Origin of the sequence: Erwinia sp. MMLR14_017, assembly GCF_033657285.1 — a bacterium.
GTDB lineage: Bacteria > Pseudomonadota > Gammaproteobacteria > Enterobacterales > Enterobacteriaceae > Erwinia.
In genome coordinates, this window is sequence record NZ_JAWVWP010000006.1 from 44957 (window position 1) to 61946 (window position 16990).

The 16990-nt window shown below is 55.5% G+C and carries 13 protein-coding genes; 12 read left to right on the top strand and 1 reads right to left on the bottom strand.

Annotation, left to right across the window (positions count from 1 at the left end; translation table 11 throughout):
- Nucleotides 1-17 precede the first annotated feature (17 nt).
- The 8 genes from ihfB to SD961_RS11665 all read left to right on the top strand — a co-directional run bounded on the left by ihfB (nucleotide 18) and on the right by SD961_RS11665 (nucleotide 8793).
- A complete protein-coding gene (gene ihfB, locus SD961_RS11630; protein WP_013201528.1) occupies nucleotides 18-302 on the top strand; it encodes an integration host factor subunit beta in 285 nt (94 codons plus the stop codon).
- A 207-nt stretch (nucleotides 303-509) separates the two neighbouring features.
- Nucleotides 510-2774 (top strand): ComEC family protein, encoded by a 2265-nt coding sequence (locus SD961_RS11635; RefSeq protein WP_318790529.1) that lies wholly within the window; start codon nucleotides 510-512, stop codon nucleotides 2772-2774.
- A 35-nt stretch (nucleotides 2775-2809) separates the two neighbouring features.
- On the top strand, nucleotides 2810-4558 hold the full coding sequence (gene msbA / locus SD961_RS11640) for a lipid A ABC transporter ATP-binding protein/permease MsbA (protein WP_318790530.1): 1749 nt from the start codon (nucleotides 2810-2812) through the stop codon (nucleotides 4556-4558).
- A complete protein-coding gene (gene lpxK, locus SD961_RS11645; RefSeq protein ID WP_318790531.1) occupies nucleotides 4555-5538 on the top strand; it encodes a tetraacyldisaccharide 4'-kinase in 984 nt (327 codons plus the stop codon). Before msbA ends, lpxK begins: the two co-directional genes overlap by 4 nt.
- An 89-nt stretch (nucleotides 5539-5627) precedes the next feature.
- Nucleotides 5628-6836: a winged helix-turn-helix domain-containing protein gene (locus SD961_RS11650; protein ID WP_318790532.1), complete on the top strand. Its 1209-nt coding sequence runs from the start codon at nucleotides 5628-5630 to the stop codon at nucleotides 6834-6836.
- An 84-nt stretch (nucleotides 6837-6920) separates the two neighbouring features.
- On the top strand, nucleotides 6921-7103 hold the full coding sequence (locus tag SD961_RS11655; protein WP_318790533.1) for a Trm112 family protein: 183 nt from the start codon (nucleotides 6921-6923) through the stop codon (nucleotides 7101-7103).
- Complete coding sequence (gene kdsB, locus SD961_RS11660) at nucleotides 7100-7846, top strand: 3-deoxy-manno-octulosonate cytidylyltransferase (RefSeq protein ID WP_318790534.1); 747 nt, start codon at nucleotides 7100-7102, stop codon at nucleotides 7844-7846. Before SD961_RS11655 ends, kdsB begins: the two co-directional genes overlap by 4 nt.
- Nucleotides 7847-7899: 53 nt before the next feature.
- Nucleotides 7900-8793: a YcbJ family phosphotransferase gene (locus SD961_RS11665; protein WP_318790535.1), complete on the top strand. Its 894-nt coding sequence runs from the start codon at nucleotides 7900-7902 to the stop codon at nucleotides 8791-8793.
- Here SD961_RS11665 and elyC read toward each other — a convergent pair.
- On the bottom strand, nucleotides 8770-9558 hold the full coding sequence (gene elyC, locus SD961_RS11670; RefSeq protein WP_318790536.1) for an envelope biogenesis factor ElyC: 789 nt from the start codon (nucleotides 9556-9558) through the stop codon (nucleotides 8770-8772). The two genes, SD961_RS11665 and elyC, sit on opposite strands and share 24 nt — an antisense overlap.
- Before the next feature lie 127 nt (nucleotides 9559-9685).
- Here elyC and cmoM point away from each other — a divergent pair, with 127 nt between their 5' ends.
- The 4 genes from cmoM to mukB are packed head-to-tail and all read left to right on the top strand — an operon-like array spanning nucleotide 9686 to nucleotide 16949.
- A complete protein-coding gene (cmoM, locus tag SD961_RS11675; protein ID WP_318790537.1) occupies nucleotides 9686-10474 on the top strand; it encodes a tRNA uridine 5-oxyacetic acid(34) methyltransferase CmoM in 789 nt (262 codons plus the stop codon).
- Entirely contained in the window at nucleotides 10467-11789 is a 1323-nt protein-coding gene (mukF, locus tag SD961_RS11680) for a chromosome partition protein MukF (RefSeq protein WP_318790538.1), read from the top strand. The genes cmoM and mukF overlap by 8 nt, the downstream gene beginning before the upstream one ends.
- The gene (gene mukE, locus SD961_RS11685; RefSeq protein ID WP_318790539.1) at nucleotides 11770-12495 is read left to right on the top strand and encodes a chromosome partition protein MukE; all 726 of its coding nucleotides are present in this window, start codon (nucleotides 11770-11772) and stop codon (nucleotides 12493-12495) included. The genes mukF and mukE overlap by 20 nt, the downstream gene beginning before the upstream one ends.
- Nucleotides 12492-16949, top strand: a complete 4458-nt coding sequence (gene mukB, locus SD961_RS11690) for a chromosome partition protein MukB (protein ID WP_318790540.1) — start codon at nucleotides 12492-12494, stop codon at nucleotides 16947-16949. The genes mukE and mukB overlap by 4 nt, the downstream gene beginning before the upstream one ends.
- The last annotated feature ends 41 nt before the right edge of the window (nucleotides 16950-16990 follow it).

Here is a 16990-nt window from a genome sequence, read left to right on the forward strand (position 1 = left end):
AATTAACCGGAGGATTTATGACCAAGTCAGAACTTATTGAAAGACTTGCTGGCCAGCACTCTCATATTCCGGCGAAAGTCGTTGAGGATGCGGTTAAAGAGATGCTTGAGCACATGGCGACCACTTTGGCGCAGGGCGAACGCATTGAAATCCGGGGTTTCGGCAGTTTTTCTTTGCACTATCGCGCACCCCGCACTGGTCGTAACCCGAAAACGGGTGACAAAGTGGAGTTGGAAGGTAAATACGTTCCACACTTCAAGCCAGGTAAAGAGCTGCGTGACCGTGCAAATATTTACGGCTAACGCTGAGCATTACGCAATAAAACGACACTTCGGTGTCGTTTTTTTTTGCCTGCAATCTGAGAGCGGTGTGCGGGTGGGCGCGCATTGAAAATGATAAGCATGAAATCTGGTTCGCCTGTATGTGGCGCAGCTTCAGGGTTTTTATTTCCCCTGCTGCAGAGTTAAAAGCAGCACGATAGAGTGGCCGAACGGAAAAGGAGAGCCGTTATGCCCTACAGCCTCAGCCGACTGGCGATCTGGACGATTATCGCTACGTTACCTTTGCTTATACTGCCACGGCTTCCTGCGGCACGTTACGACATCTTAGCGATCGTGCTTGCGTGCCTGCTGCTTTTGTCGGGAGTTAAAGGAGCGAAAGATATTGCCCTCCTTCTTTTACTTTTTGTCTGGGGGGTGATGGCTGCAAGAACGCTGGCAGGGCAGATTGATGCGCTTACAGGTAAACACTCAGACGTTACCGTTAAAGTAGAGCAGGTTCTGCCAGACTCTGAGCGACTAAAGCTCCGCATCACCAGCCTGGCCGGTAAACAGGTTTTCCCACCAATTTATGTTCTGGTCAGTACCAGGGGCATGGCCGACAAATTTTGTAGCGGCCAGAAGTGGCTAATGGCGCTTAATCTCAGGCCGGTTCATGCCCGACTGAATGAAGGCGGATTTGACGCCCAGCGTTTTGCCGTAGCTAAGGGTACGCCGCTTACAGGCAGGGTCCTCAGCCTGAGGGCGCTGAACAGCGAATGCGGCTGGCGCCAAAATATTATTCAGCGAAGCCGGATGATCTACGGTGAATTACGCTGGCAGGCTGTCCTTTCAGCTCTGGCATTTGGCGAACGGGGAGAGCTGAGCAAAGGGATTACTCAGTTACTGAAAGAGACCGGAACAGCGCATCTGATGGCGATTTCCGGCATGCATATCAGCCTGGCCGCCAGCGTCGGCTGGCTGTTTGCCCGGGGATTACAGCTTGGTTTTCCTGTACGCTGGATAGGCTATCGCTTCCCGCTATTTTGTGGCCTGCTGGTCGCCCTGACTTACACCTGGCTTTCAGGCTGTAACCCGCCAGCGATGCGGGCCATGCTTGCCGTTTCCCTCTGGTACATGATCCGCTTAAAAGGCGTGCGGTGCGATAACTGGCAGGTCTGGGGGATCTGCATCGCTTTAATCCTGTTTTTTGATCCCTTAAGCATCCTTTCAGAGAGTTTGTGGCTTTCGGCCATAGCGGTCGCCGGATTGATGTTATGGTTTAGCTGGTTTCCCTTACCCTGCCGGTTTAGCCATAAAAAACGCTGGCTGCTGCTTCAGCTTTTGCATCTGCAGGTCGGGCTGTTTCTGTTACTGATGCCCGTGCAGTTACTGATTTTTCATGGCATAAGTTTCACTGCCTTGCTGGCTAACCTCTGGGCGGTTCCGGTGGTTACCCTGGTGACTGTGCCGTTGATACTTTGTGCGCTGGCGTCGTTGCCTGTCCCTGTTCTGAACCAGCTGTTCTGGTGGCTGGCAGACTTTTCTCTGCAAGGAGTATTCACTCCTCTCAGCCATCTTCCCACTGGTTGGGTGGAGCTGAATTATCACGCTCTGCTGTTCAGTCTTCTGGCGTGGACAGGAGTCCTTGCCTGGCGATTCTGCTGGTGGCGTACTTCTCCGGCTACCGTGCTGGGATTATGCCTTTCTGTGGCTTGCTGGCGGCTGAGCGCGGTAAAACCTGAATGGCGTATGGATATGCTGGATATCGGTCACGGCCTGGCAGTAGTGATCTCAGCGCGGGGAGAAGCGTTGGTCTATGATACCGGCAATCGCTGGCCGGGCGGGGATGCGGCACAAAGCCAGATCCTGCCCTGGCTCCGCTGGCAGGGGCTGGAAGTTAAACACATTATCCTCAGCCACAATCATCTCGACCATATCGGTGGTCTCGACACCCTTCACTCAGCCTTTCCTGGCGCAACGATACATCGCGGGGGAGGAAAAAACGGCGAGCAGCCATGCGAAGAGGGAACAAGCTGGCGCTGGCAGCAGCTCTCATTTGAGGTCCTCTGGCCGCCGCCAGGGCAAAAAGAGGCGGAAAATAATCAATCCTGCGTCATTAAAATCTCCGACGGCAGACGGCAGGTGCTGCTGACCGGGGATATTGAAGCCAGAGCTGAGCTTGAACTGGTAAGGCTGAAGCGTAAAAAATTGCGGGCGGATATTCTGCAGGTTCCCCATCACGGCAGCAAAACCTCTTCGGTTCCACCCTTTCTCCGGGCCGTGCGGGGCGAGGTCGCGCTTGCCTCTGCCGCACGTTACAGCGCATGGAAATTACCCGCTGATAAAGTGATCTCCCGCTATAAAAGTAACCACTATCACTGGTACGACACCGCCCTTGAAGGACAGGTAAGCATAGCGTTTTACCAGCAAAATTGGCAGGTTAGGGGTTTCAGAACGCAAATAATGGGCCGTTGGTATCATCAGTGGTTTGGCGTACCACGTGATTCCAGGTAGAATAAGCGGCTATTTCAATTAAAGCTGGTTAAATAATGCATCAGGAAAAAGATCTCTCCACCTGGCAAACATTCCGTCGCCTCTGGCCAATGATCAAGCCGTTTAAACCGGGCTTAATTGTGGCTGCAGTAGCACTGATAGTGAACGCAGCGGGAGATACATTAATGCTGTCACTGCTGAAACCGTTACTTGATGACGGCTTTGGCAAGGCCGACTCTTCCGTGCTGCTTTGGATGCCTCTTGCGGTTATTGGGTTAATGTTAATCCGTGGCATTACCAGCTATATCTCCAGCTACTGCATCTCCTGGGTATCCGGAAACGTGGTGATGAGTATGCGTCGCCGCCTGTTTGGCCATATGATGGGGATGCCGGTGGCGTTCTTCGATCAGCAGTCAACCGGGACGCTGCTCTCACGCATTACCTATGACTCTGAACAGGTGGCTTCCTCTTCCTCAAGCGCGCTGGTCACGGTGGTACGTGAAGGGGCCTCAATCATCGGCCTGTTCATCATGATGTTCTACTACAGCTGGCAACTCTCGCTGATCCTGATCCTGTTGGCACCGATTGTCTCTTTTGCCATTCGTACCGTGTCAAAGCGCTTCAGAAACATCAGTAAGAGTATGCAGAACACCATGGGCCACGTGACCACCAGCGCCGAACAGATGCTGAAAGGGCATAAAGAGGTGCTGATTTTTGGTGGCCAGGAAGTCGAGAATGAACGCTTTAACCGCGTCAGTAATCGTATGCGTCAGCAGGGCATGAAGCTGGTTTCCGCCTCTTCTATCTCTGACCCGATTATTCAGCTGATCGCCTCACTGGCGCTGGCCTTTGTGCTCTATGCCGCCAGTTTCCCCAGCGTGATGGAAACCCTGACCGCCGGTACCATTACTGTGGTGTTCTCATCAATGATTGCGCTGATGCGTCCGTTAAAATCACTGACAAACGTTAATGCCCAGTTCCAGCGTGGTATGGCTGCCTGCCAGACGCTTTTCACTATTCTGGATAGCGAGCAGGAAGAGGATAAAGGAACCCGCGTGATTGAACGTGCGAAAGGAGACATCGAGTTCCGCAATGTCACCTTTACCTATCCGGGGCGTGAAACGCCTGCGCTGCATAATATCAATCTCGCTATTCCTGCGGGTAAAACGGTAGCGCTGGTTGGCCGCTCTGGCTCGGGTAAATCGACTATCGCCAGCCTGATGACCCGTTTTTATGATATTCAGCAGGGCGAGATCCTGATGGATGGTCACGACCTGCGCGAATACACGCTCAGCTCGCTGCGTAATCAGGTGGCGCTGGTTTCACAGAACGTGCATCTGTTCAACGATACCGTAGCTAACAATATCGCTTACGCCCGCAACGAACAGTACAGCCGTGAAGATATTGAGAAAGCGGCCGTCATGGCCCACGCCATGGACTTCATTAATAAGATGGATAATGGGCTGGACACGGTTATCGGTGAAAATGGCGTGCTGCTCTCAGGCGGTCAGCGTCAGCGTATCGCCATTGCTCGTGCCTTACTGCGTGACAGTCCGATACTGATTCTGGATGAGGCCACTTCCGCACTGGATACGGAATCTGAACGCGCCATTCAGTCTGCCCTGGATGAACTGCAGAAAAACCGCACCTCACTGGTGATTGCTCACCGTCTCTCTACCATTGAGAAGGCGGATGAAATTGTGGTGGTTGAGGATGGCTACATTGTAGAAAGGGGAAGCCACAGCGAACTGCTGGAGCACAAAGGCGTCTACGCGCAGCTACATAAGATGCAGTTCGGGCAATGACAGAACGCATCTGGAGCGGCCGCTCTGCGCTTTATCTGCTGCTGCTGCCGCTGAGCTGGCTGTATGGCCTGGTCAGCAACCTGATCCGCCTTAGCTATCGCTGGGGCTGGCGTAAAGCATGGCGCGCGCCCGTTCCGGTGGTGGTGGTGGGGAATCTCACTGCCGGAGGGAATGGCAAAACGCCAGTGGTGATTTGGCTGGTTCAGGCATTGCAGCAGCGTGGTTTGCGTCCAGGCGTGGTTTCCAGAGGTTATGGCGGCAAGGCTGAACGCTATCCGCTGGTTTTGCATGAACAGGTTACTACGCAGCAGGCAGGTGACGAGCCGGTGTTGATTTACCAGAGAACCGGAGCAGCGGTTGCAGTATCTCCCCGCAGAAAGGAGGCGGTAAAAGCGCTGACCGATCGGGGCGATATCGACATCATCATTACCGACGACGGGCTGCAACATTATGCGCTGGCCCGGGATTTTGAAATCGTTGTGGTGGATGGTAAGCGTCGCTTCGGCAACGGCTGGTGGCTGCCTGCAGGACCCATGCGGGAGAGAGCCTCCCGGCTTGCAAGTGTGGATGCCACAATTGTTAACGGTGGTGAAGCGCAGGCTGGCGAGCTGGCGATGGAATTGATTCCGGGAAGGGCGGTCAACCTGAAGAGCGGCATAACCTGCCCGGTATCTGCCCTTAAAAATGTGGTCGCGATGGCTGGAATTGGTCATCCGCCCCGTTTTTTTGCCACACTTCGACAGCAGGGAGTGGTTCCGGTGAAAGAAGTGTCTTTTTCCGACCATCAGAACTATCGGGCAGAGGTGCTGGCTGGGCTGGTATCGCCAGATCAGATACTACTGATGACCGAGAAAGATGCGGTGAAGGCACGCTCTTTTGCCCGTCAAAACTGGTGGTTCCTGCCTGTTGATGCTGAGTTCCCACCGGGTACGGCAGAAACATTGCTGAACCGGATTACTGCACTTACTACCCGCCCTTGACGCTAACGCCCTGAATAAAGGCGCTGTTTCCATCCCCGGCCCTGTTGAAAGGGTATAAACTCAATGCATCTTTGCTACAAAGGTGCGCTATGTCCTCTATTCAGCTTTCACTCTCACAGGCCCGTCAGCTTCACCTTGCTGCTCAGGGGTTATTGCGCCCCGCTAAACGTAAGGCGTGCTTCGAAGAGTTGCTGTGCGCCATTCGCCAGATGTCGCTGCTGCAGATAGATACTATCCATGTGGTTGCCCGCAGTCCTTACCTGGTACTGTTCAGTCGGCTGGGTGACTATCCGCAGTCCTGGCTGGGGGAGGCGCTAGCCAGCGGCAGGCTGTTTGAATACTGGGCGCATGAAGCCTGTTTTATCCCCACTGAAGATTATCCCTTGCTGCGTCACCGAATGCTGAATCCTCACCGTCTTGGCTGGAAATATAATGCTGAATGGGTGACCAGCTGGCAGCATGAAATCAGCGAACTGCTGACGCACATAGAACAGACCGGGCCGGTACGATCTGCCGATTTCGCCGCGCCTCCCGGCCAGAAATCTGGCTGGTGGGCGTGGAAACCGCACAAAAAACATCTGGAAAGTTTGTTCTCTGCCGGCGAACTGATGGTGACTGAACGACGCAATTTCCAGCGCGTTTACGATCTGCGCCAGCGCGTCATGCCTGACTGGAACGACACTCTTCATGCGCTTACGGAAGAAGATGCCGTGCGGCAAATGTTGCGTAACAGCGCAGTGAGTCTGGGCCTGTTTCGCGATGTCTGGCTGGCCGACTACTACCGCCTGAAACGCGCCCCCGTCAGAGAAGTGCTGACGGAGTGGCTGGAAAGTGGGGAAGTGGCAGCCGTTGAGGTTGAATCTTTAGGCCCCTGTTATCTGCATGCCTCACTATTGCCGTTACTGGAACAGGGGCCGAGGGCAACCCACACCGCACTGCTCTCACCTTTTGACCCCGTTGTGTGGGACCGGAAGCGCGCGCTGGAACTGTTCAGTTTCGACTACCGGCTCGAATGCTACACGCCAGAAGCCAAACGCAAATATGGCTATTTTGTGCTGCCCATTCTGCATCGCGGTGAGCTGAAAGGGCGGCTTGATGCAAAAATGCTGCGTAAGGAAAAAGTGCTTAAAGTGAAGCAGCTCTGGCTGGAGCAGGGCGTCCGGGTTAGCCAGGCGCTGATCGACGATCTGAAACTGGCCCTTTCGCGTTTTGCCCGCTGGCAGGGAGCCGACGCGGTTGTGCTGGAGCAGCTGCCAGAGCCGCTCGCCAGCCTGTGGCAAAAAGGGTGGCCGCTGTAGCAACAACCCATTGTGAAGTCCCCACTGGCTTCACAGCTATGATATTCTAGGGGCCTGTCTGACCGGGTCCACCAGGGAGAAACCATGGATCATCGCTTACTCGAAATTGTTGCCTGTCCTGTTTGCCACGGCAAACTCTATTACATCAAAGATCAGCAGGAGCTTATCTGCAAACCTGATGGTCTGGCTTACCCTGTGCGCGACGGCATTCCAGTCCTGCTGGAGACCGAAGCGCGTGCACTGACGCTGGAAGAGAGCCACCCATGAGTTTTGTCGCTATTATTCCGGCACGCTTTGCTTCCACGCGCCTGCCAGGCAAGCCGCTGGTCGATATCCAGGGCAAGCCGATGGTGGTGCATGTGATGGAGCGGGCGCTGGAGTCGGGTGCCGATCGCGTGATCGTGGCCACCGACAATGAAGAGGTTGCCCGCGCTGTTGAAGCAGCAGGCGGTGAAGTCTGTATGACCCGTGCCGATCACCATTCCGGTACCGAGCGACTTGCAGAAGTCATCGATCGCTATCAGTTTGCCGATGACACCATCATCGTGAACGTGCAGGGTGATGAGCCGATGATCCCGCCGGTCATTATTCGTCAGGTAGCTGAAAACCTGGCGAACAGCGAAGCGGGTATGGCGACGCTGGCGGTGCCGGTTGAGTCGGCAGAAGAGGCCTTTAATCCCAACGCGGTAAAAGTAGTCATGGATGCTAAAGGCTATGCGCTCTATTTTTCCCGCGCCACCATCCCCTGGGATCGTGAGCGTTTTGCCGCCTCACGCGAAACCATCGGAGAAAACTTCCTGCGCCACATCGGAATTTACGGCTATCGTGCAGGCTTCATCCGGCGCTATGTGAGCTGGGAACCCAGCCCGCTGGAGCAAATAGAGCTGCTCGAACAGCTGCGCGTACTCTGGTACGGCGAAAAAATCCATGTTGCCGTGGCGAAAGCGATCCCGAGCGTCGGGGTAGATACACCTGAAGATCTTGCGCGAGTGCGCGCAGCCATGCAGTAATGCTGTTGGGGCTGTGACAGGCCCCCTCTCCACTTTTAACAAAGGAGGAGGAGATGGAACATTTACGCTCAGAACTGTCACTGATATTGGGCGAACCCCTGAGTCGCCTCGAATGTATCAGCGAGCAACCCTGGGCAAACCTCTATTCGCTTTATGACCAGCAGGGTTATTCCCTCCCTCTGGTAGCTAAATACTTCAACATAAAAGGTGTGGCCGCACAGGAAGCCTATAAGCTCTCAATGCTGGCACGCGAGAGCGCCCTGCGCATGCCTGCGGTTTACGGGCTGATTGTCAGCCAGCAGCAACCGCAGCATGAGGTCTTGCTGATTGAGCGCATGGGTGGCGTCTCGGTAGAAGCACCAAGCCGTACGCCTGGTCGCTGGCTTCAGCTGCAGGATCAGATTGTGGAAGCTTTGCTCGCCTGGCACCGCATCGACAGCCACGGGCTGGTGGGCCGCGTTGACAGTACGCAGGAGAATAACTGGGTAGCCTGGTACGCTCAAAGAGTGGAAGTGCTCTGGTCAACGCTGGGATTTATGCGTACCGAAGAGCTGACGATGGAAAACCGGCGGGTGCTTTATCGCAGCCGTGAAAATCTTGGTAATCTGCTGGCTGATTTCAACGATTCCTGCGTGCTGGTGCACGGTAATCTCTCTCTGAGCAGTATGCTGAAAGAAGCCTGGAGCGACCAACTGCTGTCGATGATCAACCCAGGCATGATGCTCTGGGCGCCGCGTGAATATGAACTCTTCCGGCTGTGCGACGAAGGGCTGGCAGAATCGCTGCTGTTTCACTATCTCAGACAGGCACCTGTGGCTGAGGGGTTCGTCGCCCGGCGCTGGCTCTACCGGCTGTGGGATGAGATCGACCGCCTGATCCACACCGGCCAGTTTGACAAAATGCGTTTCCAGCAGGCGGCAAACTCACTGCTCCCCTGGCTCGCCTGATGAACTCTCCCGGGAGGTGAGCGCCTGCCAGGCTCTGCCCAGCCATTCATAGATTGCCCGGTCGCTGTGTTCAAGCCAGAGCGGCGAAGGAAGTGCCCGTTCCCAGAAATTCAGCGGTGAACGGATAGCCAACTGATTGGCTGGCGCAGGAAATGGATGTAATCCCCGCTGCTGGAAAAAGATCATCGCACGCGGTAAATGTGAAGCGGAAGTCACCAGCAGAAACGGGTGATCTGCCACTATTCTGGCCACTTCTTCCGCTTCCTGACGCGTATCCTTCGGTTTATCCAGCGTAATAATATCACTCCGCGGCACGCCAAGTGATTGCGCCACTCGTGACGTCACCTCTGCTGAGCTTACCGGATTGCTGTGCGCTGCAGCGCCGGTAAAAATCATCTTTGCGCCGGGGTTGGCGCGCCACAGACGTATTCCTTCCACCAGTCTCGGCAGGCTGTTATTGATCATATTGGAGCCGGGCGCCCAGTCAGGGTTCCAGGTGTAGCCGCCACCGAGCACGACCACATAGTCGACTTTTTGCCGGTTCTGCCAGGTTGGATAGCGATTTTCCGTCGGGGCAAGCAGAGTATCGGCAACAGGCTGCAGGCTGATCAGCATCAAGATCAGGCAGGCGAAAGAGAGGATAATTTTGCCAGTTTTCTGCCAGCGGCTGAACCAGAGTAAGAAAAGGGCGATTGCCATCACCACAATCAGCAAAGGCAGGGGCAGCAGCAGGCCACCAACGACTTTTTTTAGCGCAAAAAGCATGGAAACGGGTTCCTTTTGTCCGAAAAAACACCACCCGAGAGCCTGGTGATGAGTGAAAGGTTCATTCCTGGTCAGTGTATGTCAAAATAGCCGCCGGTTTCACCCATTCACCAGCCTGGAAACGTCTATGCAGGATCGCAACTTTGATGATATAGCCGAAAAATTTTCGAAGAATATCTACGGAACCACCAAAGGGCGTATTCGCCAGGCCATCGTCTGGCAGGAGCTGGAGGCGATTCTGGCCACGCTGCCACAAGGCCCTTTAAGGGTGCTTGATGCCGGAGGCGGAGAGGGGCAAACCGGCTGCGGCGTTGCCGCACTGGGCCATGACGTTTTACTCTGCGATTTATCCGAAGAAATGTTGCAGCGCGCCCGGGCGCATGCCGAAGAAAAAGGTGTGAGCGGGAACATGCAATTTAAACAAATTAGCGCGCAGGAAGCCCCGCAACATTTGGATAAGCCCGTCGATCTGGTATTGTTCCACGCTGTGCTTGAATGGGTCGCCGACCCGGAAGCCGTACTGGCCGCACTCTATGATGCCCTGGCCCCAGGTGGCGTGCTGTCGCTGATGTTTTATAACATCAACGGGCTGATAATGCAGACGCTGGTGCTGGGCAATTTCGGCTACATGCAGGCCGACCTGCGTAAGCGCAAGCGGAAAACGCTATCCCCTGATCATCCCCGGGAGCCGGAACAGGTCTATCGCTGGTTACAGGAAGCGGGTTTCACGGTAGAGAACAAAACTGGTATCCGCGTGTTCCATGACTATATGCGTGATAAAACCCGACAGACTGAACGATTTGAGGAAGTGCTGGCGCTGGAAAAACGCTTCTGCCGCCAGGAACCATTTTTAAGTTTGGGCCGCTATATCCACGTGACCGCGCGGAAACCCATAAACAGGACGAACCATGAGTGAATTTTCCCAGACAGTACCGGAACTGGTTGCCTGGGCGCGAAAAAATGACTTTTCCGTCACGTTGCCAACCGAACGTCTGGCGTTTTTACTGGCCATCGCCACCCTGAACGGGGAGCGCATGGACGGTGAAATGAGCGAAGGCGAACTGACCGACGCTTTCCGTCACGTCAGTGAAGGATTTGATCAGACCAGTGAAACCGTTGGCGTCCGGGCCAATAACGCCATCAATGATATGGTGCGTCAGCGTCTGCTCAACCGTTTTGTCAGCGAGCAGGCGGAAGGCAATGCTATCTATCGCCTGACCCCGCTGGCTATCGGCATTACCGACTATTACATCCGCCAGCGCGAGTTCTCCACCCTCCGGCTCTCTATGCAGCTCTCGATTGTGGCGGGCGAGCTGAAGCGGGCTGCCGATGCGGCTGATGAGGATGGGGATGAGTTCCACTGGCACCGCAACGTTTTTGCGCCGCTGAAATATTCGGTAGCCGAAATTTTTGACAGCATCGACATTACCCAGCGCAGCATGGATGAGCAGCAGCAGGCGGTGAAAGATGATATCGCCCAGCTGTTGAACAAAGACTGGCGCGCCGCTATCTCCAGCTGTGAAATGCTGCTGAATGAGACGTCCGGCACCCTCAGAGAGCTGCAGGACACGCTGGAAGCCGCTGGCGACAAGCTGCAGGCGAATCTGCTGCGCATTCAGGATGCCACGATGAGCAGCCCGGATCTGGGCTTTATCGACAAGCTGGTGTATGACCTGCAGAACAAGCTGGACCGCATTATCAGCTGGGGCCAACAGGCGATCGATCTGTGGATTGGCTATGACCGCCACGTCCATAAATTTATCCGTACCGCTATTGATATGGATAAAAACCGCGTCTTTGCTCAGCGGCTTCGCCAATCTGTGCAGACCTATTTTGATCATCCCTGGACATTAACCTACGCCAACGCTGACCGCCTTTATGATGTGCGCGACGAAGAGCTGGTGCTGCGCAATGAAGAGGTAACGGGCGAGCTGCCTTCCGAACTGGAATATGAAGAGTTCAACGAAATTCGTGAACAGCTGGCCGCCATGATTGAAGAGGCATTAGCCATCTATAAAGCGCAGCAGAAGCCGTTGAACCTCGGCACGGTAATGCGTGATTATCTCGAACAGTATCCCCGCGCGCGTCATTTTGACGTAGCGCGTATCGTTGTCGATCAGGCCGTGCGTTTAGGCGTGGCCGAAGCAGATTTCTCCGGCCTGCCAGCTGAATGGCAGGTCATTAATGATTACGGAGCCAAGGTGCAGGCGCATGTCATCGATAAATATTGAACAAGTGATGCCGGTTAAGCTGGCACAGGCACTGGCCAATTCCCTTTTCCCGGCGCTGGACAGCCAGTTACGCGCCGGCCGCCATATTGGCATTGAAGAGTTAGATCAGCACGCTTTCCTGATGGATTATCAGGAGTATCTGGAAGAGTTTTATGCGCGCTACAACGTTGAGCTGATCCGCGCGCCGGAAGGCTTCTTCTATCTGCGTCCCCGTTCTACCACGCTGATCCCGCGTTCGGTGCTTTCCGAACTGGATATGATGGTAGGAAAAATTCTCTGCTATCTCTACCTCAGCCCAGAGCGGCTGGCGAATGAAGGCATTTTCACCCAGCAGGAGCTCTATGACGAGCTGCTGACGCTGGCCGACGAGAACAGGCTGTTGAAGCTGGTGAACCAGCGCTCTACCGGTTCGGATCTCGATCGGCAAAAGCTGCAGGAGAAAATGCGCGCCTCGCTGAACCGTCTGCGCCGTCTTGGCATGGTGTGGTTTATGGGTAATGACAGCAGCAAATTCCGCATTATCGAGTCTGTGTTTCGTTTTGGCGCCGATGTGCGCAGTGGCGATGACGCCCGCGAAGCGCAGCTACGTATGATCCGGGATGGTGAAGCGATGCCAATCGAGGGTGGGCTGGCGCTGAATGATGAAGGCGATGATGAGAATGAGGCGCAGCGCGACTCATCTGATAACGCGGAGAATGAACAATGATTGAACGCGGCAAATTTCGCTCGCTAACGCTTATCAACTGGAACGGTTTTTTCGCCCGCACCTTTGATCTGGATGAGCTGGTTACCACACTCTCTGGCGGTAACGGGGCAGGTAAGTCCACCACCATGGCGGCGTTTATCACCGCACTGATCCCCGATCTGACGCTGCTGCACTTCCGTAACACCACCGAAGCCGGAGCAACCTCTGGTTCCCGTGACAAAGGATTACACGGAAAACTGCGTCCGGGCGTCTGCTATGCGGCGCTGGACGTGGTGAATTCGGTTCACCAGCGCGTTATTGTGGGTGTGCGCCTGCAGCAGGTGGCAGGGCGCGATCGTAAGGTGGATATCAAGCCGTTCAGCATTCACGGTCTGCCCAGCTCCATCAACCCCACGGAGATCCTGACCGAAACGGTTAACGCCCGTCAGGCCCGCGTCCTGCCGCTTAGCGAACTGAAAGAGAAGTTCGAAGCGATGGAGAGCGTGCAGTTTAAGCAGTTCAACTCTATCACCGAGTATCACTCGCTGATGTTCGATCTGGGGATTGTGGCGCGTCGCCTCCGCTCAGCTTCCGATCGCAGCAAATACTATCGCCTGATTGAAGCCTCGCTGTATGGCGGGATCTCCAGCGCCATTACCCGCTCGCTGCGCGATTACCTGCTGCCTGAAAACAGCGGCGTGCGTAAAGCTTTCCAGGATATGGAGGCGGCGCTGCGGGAAAATCGCATGACGCTGGAAGCGATTCGCGTCACGCAGTCCGACCGCGACCTGTTTAAGCATCTGATTTCCGAGGCAACTAACTACGTTGCCGCTGACTATATGCGCCATGCCAACGAACGTCGCATTCACCTGGATAGCGCGATGCAGCATCGCAATGAGCTGTTCAGCAGCCGCAAACAGCTGGCGGCCGAGCAGTATCGCCACGTCGAAATGGCGCGTGAACTGGCAGAACACAACGGCGCAGAAAGCGATCTGGAAACCGACTACCAGAGCGCCAGCGACCACCTGAGTCTGGTGCAGACCGCTATGCGCCAGCAGGAAAAAATAGAGCGTTACGAAGGCGATATCGATGAGCTGACCTATCGTCTGGAAGAGCAGAACGAAGTGGTGGCGGAAGCGCGCGAAGTGCAGGAAGAGAACGAGGCACGCAGCGAAGCCGCAGAGCTGGAAGTGGATGAGCTGAAAAGCCAGCTTGCAGACTACCAGCAGGCGCTGGATGTGCAGCAGACTCGTGCTATTCAGTACCAGCAGGCGCTGGGCGCTTTGCAGCGCGCGCAGGAAATTTGCCAGATTGACGAGCTGAACGTGGAGAATGCCGAGAGCTGGCAGGAGATCTTCCGTGCTAAAGAGCAGGAAGCCACCGACAGACTGCTGCAGCTTGAACAGAAAATGAGCGTGGCGCAGGCCGCACACAGCCAGTTTGAGCAGGCGTTTGAGCTGGTGGGGCGCATTGCCGGTCCGGTCAGCCGTTCAGAGGCTTATCAAACGGGGCGGGACCTGCTGCGTGATGCCGCCAACCAGCGCTATCACGCTGAACAGGTTCACTCCCTGCGTTCCCGACTGGCTGAAATGGAGCAGCGCCTGCGTGAACAGCAGGAGGCGGAGCGCCTGCTGAATGAGTTCTGCAAGCGTCACGGACAGCAGTTCGAGCCGCAGGATCTGGAAAGTTATCAGTATGAACTGGAAGCGCGTATTGAGCAGCTCTCAGAAAGCGTTTCTGATGCCGGTGAACGCCGGATGGAGATGCGCCAGGAGCTGGAGCAGGTGCGTGAGCGCATCGCCCGCCTGACGAAGCAGGCGCCGCAGTGGCATGCTGCTCAGGAGATCCTGACGCAGCTTAGCGAGCAGACCGGGCAGGCGCTGGAAAACAGCCAGGAAGTAACCGAGTTCATGCAGCAGTTGCTGGAGCGGGAGCGCGAAACCACGGTGGCGCGTGATGAAGTCGCTGCCCGCAAGCGCGATGCTGAGAAACAGATTGAACGCCTCAGCCAGCCGGGCGGCGCGGAAGATGCCCGCCTGAATGCCCTTGCCGAGCGTTTCGGCGGCGTGCTGCTGTCGGAAATCTATGATGATGTCACTATTGAAGATGCGCCGTACTTCTCTGCGCTTTACGGGCCTGCGCGTCACGGTATCGTGGTGCCGGATCTCTCGCTGGTGCAGGATCTGCTGAACGGTCTTGAAGAGTGCCCGGAAGATCTCTATCTGATCGAGGGTGACCCGCAATCCTTCGATGACAGCGTGTTCAACGTAGAAGAGTTGCAGAAAGCGGTAGTGGTGAAGTCTGGCGAGCGCCAGTGGCGTTATTCCCGCTTCCCGAAAGTTCCACTGTTTGGCCGTGCGGCGCGTGAAAAGCAGCTGGAGCTGTTACACGCTGAACGGGAAACGTTGGCAGAACGTTACGCCACGCTCTCTTTTGACGTGCAGAAAACCCAGCGCCTGCATCAGGCGTTCAGCCGCTTTATCGGCAGCCATCTTGCGGTAGCTTTCGAGGCAGATCCGGAAGTAGAGCTGCGCACGCTTAATGCTCGCCGGGGTGAGCTGGAGCGCGGTCTGGCCGCGCACGAAAGTGAAAATCAGCAGCAGCGCCAGCAGTTCGATCAGGCTAAAGAAGGCGTTGCGCAGCTAAACCGCCTGATACCACGTATCACTCTGCTGCAGGACGACACGCTACAGGATCGTTACGACGAGCTGCTTGAACGGCTTGATGAAGCTCAGGAAGCCGCGCGCTTCCTGCAGCAGCATGGCAATCATCTGGCAAAACTGGAAACGCTGATCGCCGTACTGCAGAGCGATCCGGAACAGTACGAGCAGCTGAAGCTCGATTATCAGCAGGCACAGCAGGCTCAGCGTCATGCCCGCCAGCAGGCCTTTGCTATTACCGAAGTGGTGCAGCGACGTGCGCACTTCGGTTATGTCGATTCCGCAGGCATGCTGGACGGCAGCAGCGATCTCAATGCGAAGCTGCGTAAGCGTCTGGAACAGGCTGAATCGGAGCGCGCCCGCGCCCGTGAACAGCTGCGTGCTCATCAGGCGCAGTTTACCCAGTACACCCAACTGCTGGCGTCGCTGAAAAGCTCTTATGACGCCAAGCGCGACATGCTGAAAGAACTTCAGCAGGAGATGCAGGATATCGGCGTTCAGGCGGATGCCAGCGCGGAGGAGCGTGCCCGTCTTCGTCGCGATGAGCTTTACGCCGCGCTGAGCAACAATCGCGCCCGTCGTAATCAGCTTGAGAAACAAATTACCTTCTGTGAAGCCGAAATGGATGCGCTGCAGAAGAAACTGAAGCGTGTGGAGCGCGACTATCATCAGGGGCGTGAACAGGTTGTGCACGCTAAAGCGGGCTGGGTAGCCGTGCTTCGTCTGGTGAAAGACAATGGCGTCGAGCGCAGGCTGCACCGCCGCGAGCTGGCCTACCTGGGCGGCGACGAACTGCGCTCTATGTCGGATAAAGCGCTCGGTGCACTGCGTCTGGCAGTGGCAGACAATGAGCATTTGCGTGATGTGCTGCGTCTCTCTGAAGATCCAAAACGTCCTGAGCGTAAAATTCAGTTCTTTATTGCGGTCTATCAGCATCTGCGTGAACGTATTCGTCAGGACATTATCCGCACGGACGATCCGGTAGAAGCTATCGAACAGATGGAGATCGAACTGGGCCGTCTTACGGAAGAGCTGACCGCTCGTGAACAGATGCTGGCTATCAGTTCGCGCAGCGTGGCAAATATCATCCGCAAAACCATCCAGCGTGAGCAGAACCGTATTCGTCAGCTGAACCAGGGCCTGCAGGCCGTAAGCTTTGGTCAGGTGAAAAGCGTTCGTCTGAACGTCAACGTGCGCGAAACGCATTCGACGCTACTGGATGTACTCTCTGAACAGCATGAGCAGCATCAGGATCTGTTTAACAGTAACCGCCTGACCTTCTCGGAAGCGCTGGCGAAGCTCTATCAGCGCCTTAATCCGCAAATCGATATGGGGCAGCGCACGCCGCAGACCATCGGCGAAGAGCTGCTGGATTACCGTAACTACCTGGAAATGGAAGTTGAGGTGAATCGCGGTTCAGATGGCTGGCTGCGTGCTGAGAGTGGCGCACTCTCTACCGGTGAAGCGATCGGCACCGGGATGTCGATTCTGGTGATGGTAGTGCAAAGCTGGGAAGAGGAGTCTCGCCGACTGCGCGGCAAGGATATCTCTCCCTGTCGCTTACTGTTCCTGGATGAAGCAGCCCGTCTGGATGCAAAATCGATCGCCACGCTGTTTGAGCTGTGTGACCGCCTGGAGATGCAGCTGATTATTGCGGCCCCGGAAAATATCAGTCCGGAGAAGGGCACTACCTATAAACTGGTCCGTAAAGTGGTCAATAACACAGAACATGTGCATGTTGTCGGCCTGCGTGGGTTTGCAGCGGAACCTGCAGCCGCCAACACGTTAACGTCTGAGGAAGATCGGCGGGCCTGATAAATATTCCGCTGGCAGATATAGCAAAAAATCAGGCAGCG

Coding starts and splice junctions, on each gene's coding strand:
- SD961_RS11635 (WP_318790529.1), top strand. CDS start 510: ATGCCCTACAGCCTCAGCCGACTGGCGATCTGGACGATTATCGCTACG.
- kdsB (WP_318790534.1), top strand. CDS start 7,100: ATGAGTTTTGTCGCTATTATTCCGGCACGCTTTGCTTCCACGCGCCTG.
- mukE (WP_318790539.1), top strand. CDS start 11,770: ATGTCATCGATAAATATTGAACAAGTGATGCCGGTTAAGCTGGCACAG.
- msbA (WP_318790530.1), top strand. CDS start 2,810: ATGCATCAGGAAAAAGATCTCTCCACCTGGCAAACATTCCGTCGCCTC.
- cmoM (WP_318790537.1), top strand. CDS start 9,686: ATGCAGGATCGCAACTTTGATGATATAGCCGAAAAATTTTCGAAGAAT.
- SD961_RS11665 (WP_318790535.1), top strand. CDS start 7,900: ATGGAACATTTACGCTCAGAACTGTCACTGATATTGGGCGAACCCCTG.
- elyC (WP_318790536.1), bottom strand. CDS start 9,558: ATGCTTTTTGCGCTAAAAAAAGTCGTTGGTGGCCTGCTGCTGCCCCTG.
- SD961_RS11650 (WP_318790532.1), top strand. CDS start 5,628: ATGTCCTCTATTCAGCTTTCACTCTCACAGGCCCGTCAGCTTCACCTT.
- mukF (WP_318790538.1), top strand. CDS start 10,467: ATGAGTGAATTTTCCCAGACAGTACCGGAACTGGTTGCCTGGGCGCGA.
- ihfB (WP_013201528.1), top strand. CDS start 18: ATGACCAAGTCAGAACTTATTGAAAGACTTGCTGGCCAGCACTCTCAT.
- lpxK (WP_318790531.1), top strand. CDS start 4,555: ATGACAGAACGCATCTGGAGCGGCCGCTCTGCGCTTTATCTGCTGCTG.
- SD961_RS11655 (WP_318790533.1), top strand. CDS start 6,921: ATGGATCATCGCTTACTCGAAATTGTTGCCTGTCCTGTTTGCCACGGC.
- mukB (WP_318790540.1), top strand. CDS start 12,492: ATGATTGAACGCGGCAAATTTCGCTCGCTAACGCTTATCAACTGGAAC.